This is a genomic window from Streptomyces sp. URMC 126 (genome assembly GCF_051386555.1).
Classification (GTDB): domain Bacteria; phylum Actinomycetota; class Actinomycetes; order Streptomycetales; family Streptomycetaceae; genus Streptomyces.
Genome location: NZ_JBPQTX010000216.1, coordinates 1 through 12,394 on the forward strand (window position 1 = coordinate 1; position 12,394 = coordinate 12,394).

10 protein-coding genes are annotated in these 12,394 nt (G+C 72.6%); 6 read left to right on the forward strand and 4 right to left on the reverse strand.

The window, feature by feature from the left end:
- Positions 1-371 precede the first annotated feature (371 nt).
- Together ACSNOK_RS23225 and ACSNOK_RS23230 are read left to right on the forward strand one after the other, a co-directional pair.
- A complete protein-coding gene (locus tag ACSNOK_RS23225; RefSeq protein WP_436782691.1) occupies positions 372-1,670 on the forward strand; it encodes an aminotransferase class I/II-fold pyridoxal phosphate-dependent enzyme in 1,299 nt (432 codons plus the stop codon).
- Between the two features lie 61 nt (positions 1,671-1,731).
- Entirely contained in the window at positions 1,732-2,364 is a 633-nt protein-coding gene (locus ACSNOK_RS23230) for a hypothetical protein (RefSeq protein WP_436782692.1), read from the forward strand.
- Here ACSNOK_RS23230 and ACSNOK_RS23235 read toward each other — a convergent pair.
- Genes ACSNOK_RS23235 through ACSNOK_RS23245 form a run of 3 tightly spaced genes read right to left on the reverse strand, consistent with a single transcriptional unit; the run spans position 2,252 to position 6,992 of the window.
- Positions 2,252-3,613: an MFS transporter gene (locus tag ACSNOK_RS23235; RefSeq protein ID WP_436782693.1), complete on the reverse strand. Its 1,362-nt coding sequence runs from the start codon at positions 3,611-3,613 to the stop codon at positions 2,252-2,254. The two genes, ACSNOK_RS23230 and ACSNOK_RS23235, sit on opposite strands and share 113 nt — an antisense overlap.
- Positions 3,610-5,631 (reverse strand): PEP/pyruvate-binding domain-containing protein, encoded by a 2,022-nt coding sequence (locus ACSNOK_RS23240; RefSeq protein ID WP_436782694.1) that lies wholly within the window; start codon positions 5,629-5,631, stop codon positions 3,610-3,612. Before ACSNOK_RS23240 ends, ACSNOK_RS23235 begins: the two co-directional genes overlap by 4 nt.
- Positions 5,628-6,992 carry an ATP-grasp domain-containing protein gene (locus ACSNOK_RS23245; protein WP_436782695.1) on the reverse strand — a complete coding sequence of 455 codons (1,365 nt, stop codon included), beginning with the start codon at positions 6,990-6,992 and terminating at the stop codon, positions 5,628-5,630. The genes ACSNOK_RS23240 and ACSNOK_RS23245 overlap by 4 nt, the downstream gene beginning before the upstream one ends.
- Before the next feature lie 329 nt (positions 6,993-7,321).
- Between ACSNOK_RS23245 and ACSNOK_RS23250 the strand changes: the two genes are divergently transcribed.
- Positions 7,322-8,632 carry a PAS domain S-box protein gene (locus ACSNOK_RS23250; RefSeq protein WP_436782696.1) on the forward strand — a complete coding sequence of 437 codons (1,311 nt, stop codon included), beginning with the start codon at positions 7,322-7,324 and terminating at the stop codon, positions 8,630-8,632.
- A gap of 135 nt (positions 8,633-8,767) precedes the next feature.
- Here the strand turns inward: ACSNOK_RS23250 and ACSNOK_RS23255 are convergent, their stop codons facing one another.
- The gene (locus ACSNOK_RS23255; RefSeq protein ID WP_436782697.1) at positions 8,768-10,297 is read right to left on the reverse strand and encodes a helix-turn-helix domain-containing protein; all 1,530 of its coding nucleotides are present in this window, start codon (positions 10,295-10,297) and stop codon (positions 8,768-8,770) included.
- A 126-nt stretch (positions 10,298-10,423) separates the two neighbouring features.
- On the opposite strand from ACSNOK_RS23255, the gene ACSNOK_RS23260 reads away from it, so the two are divergent.
- The 3 genes from ACSNOK_RS23260 (at position 10,424) to ACSNOK_RS23270 (ending at position 12,330) form a co-directional block, all read left to right on the forward strand.
- Positions 10,424-11,425, forward strand: a complete 1,002-nt coding sequence (locus ACSNOK_RS23260; RefSeq protein ID WP_436782698.1) for a hypothetical protein — start codon at positions 10,424-10,426, stop codon at positions 11,423-11,425.
- A 1-nt stretch (position 11,426) separates the two neighbouring features.
- Positions 11,427-11,789, forward strand: coding sequence for a GntR family transcriptional regulator (locus ACSNOK_RS23265; RefSeq protein WP_436782699.1), 363 nt, complete (start codon positions 11,427-11,429; stop codon positions 11,787-11,789).
- A gap of 121 nt (positions 11,790-11,910) precedes the next feature.
- On the forward strand, positions 11,911-12,330 hold the full coding sequence (locus tag ACSNOK_RS23270) for a DUF1992 domain-containing protein (RefSeq protein WP_436782700.1): 420 nt from the start codon (positions 11,911-11,913) through the stop codon (positions 12,328-12,330).
- Positions 12,331-12,394: the final 64 nt, after the last annotated feature.

A 12,394-nucleotide genomic window follows, 5' to 3' on the forward strand; every position in this document is an offset into this window, starting at 1 on the left:
TCCCCACACCCCGCCGGAGCCGCCCCCCGCCCAGGCGCCTCTTTTCGCATCTGTGGCTCATTCAGGATGAAGACAGCGCAACGACGCTCCTCGGGTTACTGCGGACGTCGAGGGTATATGCGTAAAACGCAAATGAACGGCTCGCATCGGGCGGTACGTGGAGGGGTCCCCGATCGCCTCGACTGCTTGCCGCCATGAACCCTCTTTGCCTTCATTGGGCGAACTCTTTTGTCTCTCTTTCCTCCGGTGTCCGTCGTGCCCTTGGAGGATGTGTTGCGGATCGGAGGGGAAGGGGCTTTGACAGGCGCGAATATGCCGACCACCGCGCCATAGGCGAGAGCCCATGGAGAGTACTCACCCCGAAGGACACGATGCCGACCCTCTGCGACGACTCCGCGGCCCTGACCGCGCGTCTCGACCAAGCGCGCCACGACTATGCCGCCCTCAAGGCCCAAAAGCTCTCGCTGGACTTGACCCGAGGCAAGCCCTCACCCGCGCAGCTCGACATGGCCGGCGGGCTTCTCGATCTGCCGGCGCACCAGTACCGGGCCGCCGACGGCACCGACTGCCGGAATTACGGCCCCCCGGGGAAGGGACTGCGTGAGCTGCGCGAGATATTCGCTCCCGTTCTCCGGGTCCCCGTCGAGCAGTTGGTGGCGGTCGGGAATTCCAGCCTGGAGCTGATGCACGACTGCCTCGTCCACTTGCTGTTGGGGCGCGGGCCGGAGGGCGAGCGTCGCTGGGCCGACCGGAAAGTGGCGTTTCTCGCCCCGGTCCCCGGCTACGACCGTCACTTCGCGTTGTGCGAGCGGTTCGGCATCGAGATGCTCCCCGTCCCGATGACTCCGGACGGCCCCGACATGACCGCCGTCGAGGATTTGGTGCGTTCCGACCCGAGGGTCAAGGGGATCTGGTGCGTGCCCAAGTACAGCAACCCTGACGGCACGTGCTACAGCGAGGAGACCGTGCGCCGGCTCGCCGCCATGGAGACGGCGGCCCCGGATTTCCGTGTCTTCTGGGACAACGCGTACGCCGTCCACCACCTCACCGACGAGGAGGTGGAGGTCGCCGACATCCTCGCCGCGTGCGCCGAAGCCGGGCACCCGGACCGGGCGTTCGTTTTCGGGTCCACCTCCAAGATCACCATGGCCGGGGCCGGTGTGGCGTTCTTCGGCTCTTCGCCCGCGAACGTCGACTGGTGGCTCTCGTACGCCGGAAAGCGGACGATCGGCCCGGACAAGCTCAACCAGCTCCGACACGCCCGCTTCCTGGGCGACACCGACGGCCTGCGCGCGCACATGCGTCGCCATCGCGAGATCCTGCGCCCCAAGTTCGACACGGTGCTGCGCGTCTTCGCCCGGGAGTTGGACGGCAGCGGGCTGGCGACCTGGTCGCATCCCAAGGGTGGCTACTTCATCACCTTGAACGTCCTGCAGGGCTGCGCGCGAGAAGTCGTGCGCCTCGCGAAGGAAGCCGGAATCGCCGTCACCCCGGCCGGCGCCACACATCCGTACCGCGACGACCCCCAGGACAGTGTGATCCGGATCGGCCCCACCTACCCCGAGACGGCCGAGCTTGAGCGGATCGCCCAGGGCGTGGCCGTCTGCGTGCGCCTTGCCGGGTACGGGAAGCTGGTCGACCAGTCGCGCACGCGGCAAGGGGTTGGGTGACACACGGTGTGCGGGGGTAGAGCGCGGGGGACCGGTGTGTGTGAGGAAAGGGCGACGACGTATGAACGGATCCGCCTTCAAAGGCTCCGTGCGGGTGGGCCTCGCGGTCGGTGCGGCGCTGGTGCCGGCCGTGTTCTGTGCCGCGGCGGGTGCGGCGCCGCCCGGTGACGCGGGCGGCGTCACGCGGACGGTCGCCGCCGCGCGGGAACGGGGCTGCCCCGTCGTGTACTTCGACCTGGGCGAGACCCTCGTGCACACCGCCGCCGACGGCGGTATCGACTACCGGCCCGGCGCGGCCTCCTACCTGCGGGCGCTGCGCGCGCGCCGCGTTCCCGTCGGGCTGATCACGAACGTGCCGCCCTCCTGGGGCAGGACCGACGCCGAGCGCGCCGCCAGGCTGCGGAAGGAGGTCGACGCCACCTGGCGGGGACCCGCGCCCTTCGCCTGGAAGGACTTCGGCGACCGCGTCCTCACCCCGCGTACCGAGGCGGAACGCAAGCCGGCCCCCGCCCTCTGGCAGCGGGCGAAGGCCGGTTCGGGCCGTTGCCGCGTCGTCTATCAGGCGGAGACGGCCGAGGAGGTCAGAGCGGCTTCCGCGCTCGGGTTCCTGCCGTATCAGGTCGGCCGGCCGCACCGGCCGGCGTTTCTGCCGGTCCGGCTGGTCGAGCTTCTCGGCCGGCGCTCCTCCGCCTGACCGCTCCACCGCGCAGCAGCAGGTGGAGGACGCCGATGAGCACCACCGTGGCGAGCGCGCTGTGCCACAGCAAGGCGTCCAGCCGCCCGGCGGCGAGATAGGCGCCCACGGCGATCGCGGCCAGCGCGCACACCGCGCGGTCCACGATGCTCTCGACCGAGAGCAGCGTGGCGCGCGGGGCGTGCGCGGGCACCGCGTCGTTCACCAGCTTGCGCTGGACGGGATAGGCGAAGCCGGTCGCGGCGGCGAACAGGCAGAGCAGGGCGACGACGGCCCACGGCCCGCCGAAGGTCATGGCCGCCAGGCTGCCGGCCAGCGCGAGGCTGAGGAGCGAGACCCAGGCGACCGGTGACAGGCGGCGGCTCAGCCACTGCGGGCGGGCCGACGCCACCGCCTCCGCCACCGTCATCGCCGCCATCACACTGCCGTGCGAGGCTTCCGCGATCCCGTGGTCCAGCAGGATCGGCTGGAAGAGGTTGACCTGGCAGATCCGGGAGAGCGTGAAGACCGCCACGCCCTGCACCATCAGCAGGGCCAGCCAGGGCGAGGAGGCGATACAGCGCAGCGCGGTGCCCGCGTCCCGCAGGAACGCACCGCCCCCGCGCGCGCCCCCGCGCCCTCCGTCCGTCCTCGCCGTGCCGCCGCCCGCCCCCGCGAGGCGGGGCAGCGCGACGGCGCAGGCGAGGGAGCCCGCCGCGCTCGCGGCGCTGAGCACGTACGGGGCCGGATGCGCCACGGCCATCAGGGGCCCGACCAGCGGCCAGCACACGACCTTCGCCACGAGCCCCAGCGCCCGGGCGGTGCCCTCCGCCCGCAGGTAGTGCTCGTCGCACCCCTCGGCGCGCAGGCCGTCGTAGAGGTATGCGCTGGCCGCTCCCGAGGTGAGGGAACGGCCGGCGGCGATGGCCAGGAAGTGGACGAGGAAGCCGGTGTAGGAGGCGCTGACCACCGGAGCCAGGTTCGCCGCGGTCATGACCACCGCGCCGGCCCGCAGACAGTTGCGGGTGCCGATCCGGTCGGCGATCAGGCCCGTCGGGATCTCGAACAGGCAGAAGGCCACGTAGTAGATGCTCTGGATGCCGAAGATCTGCCCGTCCGAGAGCCCGGCCTCCCGCTGGTAGGCGTAGAACACCGGCATCCACCACAGCAGGTTGAACAGCAGCTGGAAGCCGTAGTTGAGCCGGATGATCCGGCGGGCGGCGGCGGTCGGACCGGTGGCCGCGTCCCGCCGGCCGGAGCGCGCGCTCACAGCGCGTACGGGCGGATCTGGACCAGCCGGAAGTCGCCCCGGTCCGTCATCAGCCACTCGATGTCCAACGGCCGGTCCACGTCGGACGCGCTGAAGTGGGACTGCAGGAGCCGCCCGGCCAGGCACAGGTCGGCGAGCCGGGCGCGGGTGCCGGCGGGGAGCCCGTCGCTCCAGGAGCCCAGGGCGACGGTCCGGCCGCCGCCCTCCACGGTGTTGTAAAGGTACTGCTGGGGCAGGACCGAACCCTCGACCACCTGCTCCGGGGAGCCGGGAGAGCAGTTGAGGTAGACGTTGCGGAAGTCCTCGCGGCGGGTCGGGTCGCAGGTCACCAGAACGCCGCCGAGGGCGGCGGGGACGTACTCCTGGACGATGACGCCCATGTAGGTGTCGTCCAGGGAGATGCCGGCCTGGTGGCGGAGCCGGACGCCGCGGGGCGAGAGCAGCGAGGCCCACACCTGCCGGACGGCGTCCAGGAGTTCGCCGGGTTCCCGGGTGGTGGTGACGGAGTCGTAGACCCCCGCCGCGGAGAACCCCGGGAGGTCCTCGGCGTTGGACGAGGAGCGCACCACCAGACGGCCGTCCGGTCCGCCGGGGGCGGGGAACGCCTGGCGGATCTGCCGGGAGACCGCGTCGGGCACGGGCGTGTTCCGGATCAGGTGCTGGAGCTGCAGGCAGAGCGAGTCCAGGACGTCGCCGGCGTCGAGTTCCAGTGCCATCTTGAGCTTGCCGATGCCCTGCTGGATGGCGGGGGAGGAGGCCAGGAAGTGCTGCTGGAGCGCGAAGGGCAGCGCGACGCCTTCGGGAGCGCCGACCGTCCCGGCCACGAAGTCGGCCGCGGCGGCGCGCAGTTCCGCGAGGGAGGGAGCGCTCAGTCCGAGGCGGGCCGCGAGATGGCCGTAGAGGTCCTCGCGCGGCGGGCGCGGCCGCCCGTAGTAGGCGGTCAGGTCGGCCGTACGGCTGTCGAGTACGTGGTGCAGCTCGCCGAGGTTGGCCGCCTTGGTCCCGTAGCGGTCGCGGTCCGCGCCGCGCAGCCGGTGCAGGGCCAGCACGGGGACGTCTTCGAGCAGCGGCGGTTCGAGGCGGATGCGCTGCCGGTGCCAGGCCGGGGCCCGCAGCTCGGGTTCGTGGTCGAGCCGCTCCAGGGATATCCCGTCCTCGCGGACTCGGTAGCGGACCCACGCGCCGTCCAGGCCCTCCTTCTCGACGAGCTCCTCCAGGTCGCGCACGATCGCGTTGGGTATGCCCCAGCCGGAGGCGAGGACGTTGGTGTGCGAGAGCGGCGTGATCGGCGCGGTGTTCAGGAACCCGGCGACCCGCGGGATGTCGTCCGGCAGACAGGGCATGGCCACGATGTCCGCCCAGCCGAGCCCGCCCTCCGCCGTCGCCCTGTACGCCGTGTACTCCTCCTGCGTGCGGAAGAACCGCAGCCGCCCGGTGGCCTCGCCGGGATTCAGCGGCGTGCGGACCCGGGAGCCGAAGAGCTCGTGGCTGAGGACGCGCGGCACGCGCTGTTCGCCGATCGCCGCCAGCTCCTCCTCCTGCCCGTGGTTGGCGGGCTTGAGGAGCAGCGGCAGCCTGTCGTCGACCCGGGCTCGCACGAACTCGTAGAAGAACGTGAGGAGTTCGCCGTTCATGGTGTCGGCCTCGGTCGTCTCCAGGACGAGGAACGTGCGTTCGCGGCCGTCGGTGTCCTCGTCGGTGTGCAGGGACAGCACGCCGAGGAGGAAGCGACGCTCGGGGTCCATGTAGACGGACGCGTTGAAGGCGTCGAGGTCCGCGTCGAGCGCGGTCAGGTCCATGCCCAGGACGCGGGTGGCGATGTAGTCGACGTGGAAGGGGTGCGCGGCGGTGTCGAGCAGGTGCCAGGTGTTCTCGGCACGGTCGACGACGACCTTCAGGTACGGGTGCCCCGCCAGGACCCCGGAGAGGGTGCGGAAGAGCGGCAGGGAGAGGTTCTCGCCGACGACCGTGCGGTCCGTGGCGGGTTCGGTGGTACCGGTGAGCAGCCGGGCGGTCATGCCGGAACCTCCTGGAGCCGAGCGGCGGGCAGCACCCGGGGCAGGGCGTCCACCAGGGTCTCGAAGTCGCGGAGCACGGTCCGCGCGTCCGTGGCGGAGAGCAGGCAGAGGGCCGCCATGGTGTTGGCGCCGGCGGCCGGGTCGTACACCGGCACGACGCTGCCGTCGGGGAGCGAACTCTCGGCGACCACCGACAGGCGGCTGCCCCGGCTGAGCGGCACGTCCTCCGCGACGGCGCGGAAGTCCCAGATCCTGCGGTCCGGCCAGGCCCGGCCGTGGCCGTCGACCGCGAGGACGACGAGGGAGCCCGCCGCACCGCGCGCCCGCGCCGGGGTCAGGGCCCGCTCCGGCCACGCGACCGGACGCCCGAGGAGGTGGTCGACGAGCATGCCGACGAGGTCGAGCCCGAAGACCTCCTCGATCTGCGGCACGGTCATCGCGCCGCCGAACCGGGCGGCCGTCTCGATCAGCCACATCCTGCCGTCGGCGCCGAGCTTGATCTCGGTGTGGGTCCCGCAGTCGCGCAGGCCGAGGGCGTCGACCGCGCGGCGGGCCAGGTCCACGATCCGGTCCTGGGCGTCCTGGGCCAGCGGGACGGGGGTGATGCTCGCGCGTTCGGTGAACGGCTCGACCGTGGGCATCCGCCCGCTGAGGCACACCGGGCGGAAGACGCCGTTCGTCACGACGCCCTCGACGCTGACGTAGTCGCCCCAGCCGGGCTCGTCGAACCAGTCCGACGCGGTGCCGGTGACGATCCGCTCGACCACGTAGTCCGCGTCGGCCTCCGCCACATGCAGCTCCGCGTAGCCCAGCTGAGCCGATTCGGCCATCACGGCACGGGAGCGGGCCCAGGCGGCCGGCACCTCGTGCGGGGAGCGGATGATCCGGTGCGCGGTGGAGCCGGCGCTCCAGGCCGCCTTGAGCAGTAGCGGACCGGGCAGGGCGCGCGCCGCCGCGTGCAGGTCGGCCTCGGTCCGCACGGGACGGAACTCGGGCTGCGGAAGCCCGTGCCGCTGCCACGTGCGGCGCATCAGCCGCTTGTCGCGAGCGAGCGCCGAGGCGCTGCCCGCCCCCGCCAGACCGAGCGCCTCGCACGCCTCGGCGACGGCCACGACCGCGTACTCGGAGAAGGTGAGCACCGCGTCCGCGCCCACGGCCTCGGCCCGCGCGACGATCAGGGACACCAGGTCGGAGCGGTGGGCGCCCGCGGGGGTCACGACCGAGGCGCACCTTCTGCGGGCGGAGCCCGCCACGGCGGGAGGAAGAGCGCTGAGCGCCAGCAGGTGCACCTCCGCCTTCGCGGCCGTCCTGGACAGGACATGGCCGAGCGGCGGACCACCCTTGGCATGCACTAACAGCACCTTGCTCACGGAAGTTCGTCTCCCATCATTACCGTTTTCGACGGATCGCCGTACGCGGGGGAACGCGCGGTGAGCGCGTCGGCTCACCGGCCCACGTGGCGGGGCGTGTTCACCCGCTCACTCAAGGGGACCAGGCCGCGACCGCCCGCGACGCCTCCCAGGCCGCCCGGAACTCAGGCATTTGCCTGAGTCCCCGGCGGCGCCTCCGCCCCCGCCGCGGCTTCCGGCCCGCCGGCCCCGGCCGGGCGCCGGGCATGTGCGGAACGAGCGCGGGATATCCCCCGCCATATGACTGAGCGTCAGCCAGTCGTATACGGACGGAGACCGCTGTGGACGAATCCAGTCTCAAGGCACTGCTCGAGCACCTTCCCGTGTTCTGGTGGGAGGCCGACGAGACGTGGCAGGTGCTGGACCAGGGAGGCGGTGCCTTCGCCGACGCGGACACGCGGCGGCGCTTCCTCGACCTGCTGCGCCGGGAACTCCCCGGCCTGGGGCCCTCGTCGCCGGAGGGCCGCCGGCGGATCCGGTTCGACGGCCGCGCCTTCGACGTCAGCCGGCTCCCGGGCGGGAGCCGGACCCGCGGACGTACGCGCGGCCTCGCGGTGGAGGCGGCCACCCGCACCGAGGCCACCCGCACTGAGGCCCCGCGCGGACACGCGGCCTTCGCGGACCTGGTGGACCTCGCTCCGGCCGCCGCCTTCATACGCGACGGGAACGGACGCTACCTGTGGGCCAACCACGCCTACGGGCACCTCTACGGCACCGACCCGGAACAGGTCGTCGGCAAGTACATAGAGGACCTCGACGAGCCCGCCGAGGCCGACCGGTTCCGCACCCTCGACCAGGAGGTCCTCAGCCGGGGCACGCCGGTCCGGCACACCCTCGGCTACCGGCGCCGGGACGGCACCGCGGGCCGGGCGGTGGGCCACCGCTTCCCCGTCCGGGAGAACGCGCAGACCTGCGTCGCCGGCATCTACGTCGACGTCACGGACCACCTGCGCGCCACGGACCGGTGGCAGGAAGCCGAGGAGCACCTACAGGCCCTGCGCGACCACAGCGGACTGCCCTGCGCCCTGCTCTCGGCGAACGGGCGCGTGGTCGAGGCGAGCGCGGCGGCGGCCGAACTGTTCCGGCTCAGCCCGCACGACCTGGTCGGCCGCCGCGCGCACACCCTGCTCGCCCCGGAACCCGACCTCGACCGGCTGCGCCGGCGCTGGAACGGCCTGATATCCCGCCGCACCCGGAGGGTCGAGACGTCCGCGCTGCTCGTGGACGCCCAGGGGCTGCGGCGCCGCGCGCGGCTCCACCTGACGACGATCGGCCACTCCGCCACCCGGGCCCGGCACGTCTGGGCCGTCGTCACCCACCAGAGCCTCGCCCACGAGCCGCACGCGCCGCTCACCGCCGCGCAGGTCCGCATCCTCTCCCTCCTGGCGGAGGGCAGCAGCAACGGCGACATCGCCACGTCGCTGCAACTGTCACGGCAGACGGTCGACTACCACCTCAGCCGCCTGCGGCACCTCCTGGGAGCGGCAACCCGCCCGGCCCTCGTCGCCCGCGCCTACGTCCTCGGCATCCTGACCCCCTGCGCCTGGCCCCCACGCTCCGCGACGGCACCCCACCCCCTCAGCGCCGTCTGACGGTCGGGCCGGCGGCGGGCCGCGACGCGACCGCGTACGGCACGACCGGCTCACCGGCCGCCGATCGGACAGGGCCGAGGCGTGTCGCCCGAGCGCGCTCCGGCGGCTCGGGCGGCCACGCCCGGCCGTCGCGTCTCAGATGTCCCTGAAGATCTCGATCTGCGCCCCGATCGAGTTCAGCCGGTCCGCCAGGTCCTCGTACCCGCGGTTGATGACGTACACGTTCCGCAGTACGGACGTGCCCTCCGCCGCCATCATCGCCAGCAGGACGACGACCGCGGGCCGGAGTGCCGGGGGGCACATCATCTCGGCCGAGCGCCAGCGGGTCGGGCCTTCGACGAGGACGCGGTGGGGGTCGAGGAGTTTGACGTCCGCGCCGAGGCGGTTGAGGTCGGTGAGGTAGATGGCGCGGTTGTCGTAGACCCAGTCGTGGATGAGGGTCTGGCCGTGGGCGAAGGCGGCGATGGCGGCGAAGAAGGGGACGTTGTCGATGTTCAGGCCGGGGAACGGCATCGGGTGGATCTTGTCGATGGGGGCCCGGAGCTTGGAGGGGCGGACGGTGAGGTCCAGGAGGCGGGTGCGGCCGTTGTTGGCGCGGTACTCGGGGCTGCGCTCGTGGTCGAGACCCATCTCCTCCAGGACCGCCAGCTCGATCTCCATGAACTCGATCGGCACCCGCCGGATGGTGAGTTCCGATTCCGTGACGACCGCCGCGGCCAGCAGGCTCATGGCCTCCACCGGGTCCTCCGACGGCGCGTAGTCGACGTCGCGGTCGATGTGGGCCACGCCGTGGACGGTGAGGGTCGTGGTGCCGATGCCCTCGACCTTGACGCCCAGCTCCTCCAGGAAGAAGCAGAGGTCCTGGACCATGTAGTTGGAGCTGGCGTTGCGGATGACGGTGACGCCGTCGTGCCGGGCGGCGGCGAGCAGGGCGTTCTCGGTGACGGTGTCGCCGCGTTCGGTCAGGACGATGGCGCGGGTCGGGGAGACGCCGCGGTCGACCTTCGCGTGGTACGTGCCGTCGGTGGCGGTGATTTCCAGGCCGAAGTGGCGCAGCGCGGTCATGTGCGGCTGGACGGTACGGGTGCCCAGGTCGCAGCCGCCCGCGTAGGGGATGCCGAACTGGTCCATGCGGTGCAGCAGCGGGCCCAGGAACATGATGACGCTGCGGGTGCGCCGGGCGGCCTCGCGGTCCATCGCGTCGAGGTCGAGGTCGGCCGGGGGCACGATCTCCAGGTCGTTGCCGTCGTTGATCCAGCGGGCGCGGACGCCGATGCTGCCGAGGACCTCCAGGATCCGGTAGACCTCCTCGATCCGGGCCACCCGCCTGAGGGTGGTGCGGCCGGCGTTGAGGAGAGTGGCGCAGAGCAGGGCGACGCAGGCGTTCTTGCTGGTCTTGACGTCGATCGCACCGGACAGCCGCCGCCCGCCGACCACCCTCAGGTGCATGGGTCCGGCATAGCCCAGGGAGACGATCTCACTGTCCAGCGCTTCACCGATACGGGCGATCATATCAAGACTGATGTTCTGATTTCCTCGCTCGATGCGGTTGACCGCGCTCTGGCTGGTGCCGAGCGCGTCGGCGAGCTGTGACTGCGTCCAGCCGCGGTGCTGCCGGGCGTCACGGATGAGCTTGCCGATGCGGGAGAGGTAAGCGTCTGTCATGAGGTAGACGGTATCTCAGATATGAGATCTTTCGCGGGAGGGTGGCCTTGATCTATTGTTGTTCTATATCTATGCGAACAAAGTGTGGCTTCCCCGCGGAGAGCCCGCCCTCTTGAGAGGTGGTCGGTGAACCTTCCCCTGCGCACCGCCGCGAGACCCTGGCGTCCGGCCCTCGCCGCACTGCCGTACCTCCTGACGGCCTCCGTCTTCCTGGTCGTCTTCGCCGGCCGGCGGCACCGGCTGGCCGACCGGCTGGCCACGCATTTCGACGGCTCGGGCCGCGCGGACGGCTTCACCGCGAAGAGCGCCTTCCCCTACGAGGGCCTGGCACTCGTCCTCGCGCCCGCCGTCCTCTTCGCCGCGCTCGCCTTCTTCCTCGAACTCGAAGCGCTCTCCTGGCGCGGTCTCGCCGCGACCGCCTACGCCGTGGCCGCGCTGATCGCCTCGCTCCTCGTGTGGACCGTCGTCGGCAACGCGTCCGCCGACGCCCCCGAAGACGCCCGGCTGGGCCTCGCCACGCTCTGGACCGCCCTGGCCTCCATCCCCGTGGCGGGCCTCCTCGGCGCCCTGGGCGCCGGCCTCACCGCCCCGCCCGCGAGCGAAAAGGCCGCCTCCGCCGCCGCCCGGCCCGTGCCGCGCCTGGCGCTCACGGCGACCGAAGACGCGGTCTGGACGCGGTCGGTGGTCTCGCGCCCGTTGCTCGGAGTCGGCGGCGCCTTCCTGGCCGCGGGGGCCGGTTTGGCGTTCGCGTCCGGCTGGGAGGCCGGGCTCGCCCTGGGCGCCGGCGGCGTCCTGCTCCTCGCCCTGCCCGGCGCGCGCGTCACCGTCGACCGCCACGGCCTGACGGCCGCGCCCCTGTGGGCGCCCCGGCCCCGGCTGCGGATCGGTCTCGACCGCGTCGTGTCGGCCGACGGCCGGACCGTCGACGCCTTCCGCGAGTTCGGCGGCTGGGGGTACCGCGCCCGGTCCGGCCGCAGCGGACTCGTACTGCGCTCCGGCGACGCCCTCGTGGTCCGGCTGACGACCGGCGGCGAGTTCGTCGTCACGGTCGACGACGCGGCGACCGCCGCCGCCCTGCTCAACACCCTCGCCGACCGGGCCCGCCGGTCCGCGGGCGACGGGGGCTGAGGTGCTCGTCCGGCTCGACCACGGATCGCCCGTGCCGCTCGGCGACCAGATCGCCGCGTCCGTCCGCGCCGCGATCGCCGACGGCTCCGTACGCCCGGGGGAGCGGCTGCCCGCCGCCCGCGCCCTGGCCGACTCGCTCGGCGTCAACGTCCACACCGTGCTCCGCGGTTACCAGCGGCTGCGCGAGGAGGGGGTCATCGAACTGCGGCGCGGCCGGGGCGCGGTGGTCACCACGGGCGACGCCGTCGCCGACCGCGCCCGGCTGCTCGCCGCCGCCGGCCGGCTCGTCGCCGAGGCCCGCTCCTCCGGCCTGGGGGACGAGGCCATCCTGGATCTCGTCCGCGTCAGTCTCGGACCGGCCTGAATCGGACTGCGCAGAAAGTAAGTTGACTCCACATCAGACGGCACGGCCGAGGAGGCCCGCCCGGTTCGCCTTCCCGTGAGCGACACTGGAAGCACAGGCCGCAGGCGAGGGGAGCCGACCGATGACCGAACGCATACCGCCCGGCATGGACGTCGAGACCTGGGCCGACCGACAGGTCCGTGAGGCCGTCGCACGCGGCGAGTTCAAGGATCTCCCGGGCTTCGGCAAGCCGCTGCCCGGCCTCGACCGCCCCCACGACGAGCTGTGGTGGATCAAGGAGAAACTGCGGCGCGAGCGGCTGTCGCTGCTGCCCGCCTCCCTCGTCCTCCGCAAGGAGGCGGAGGACGCCCACGCGGCGGCGCTCGGCGCGCGCTCGGAAGGGGAGGTCCGACGCGTCCTCGAAGCGATCAACGAGAAGATCGCCGCGGCACTCCGGCGGCCCCCGGAGGGGCCTCCGCTCCGCCTCGGGCTCTTCGATGTGGAGGAAGTGGTGCGAGAGTGGCGCCGGCGGCGGGAGGGGCAGGAGGAGCGGGGAGCGTAACGCGCCCGGGAAGAACGTCCCGCTCACCCGTCCGGCCGTACCCACCCCCGTCGATCTCCCACCC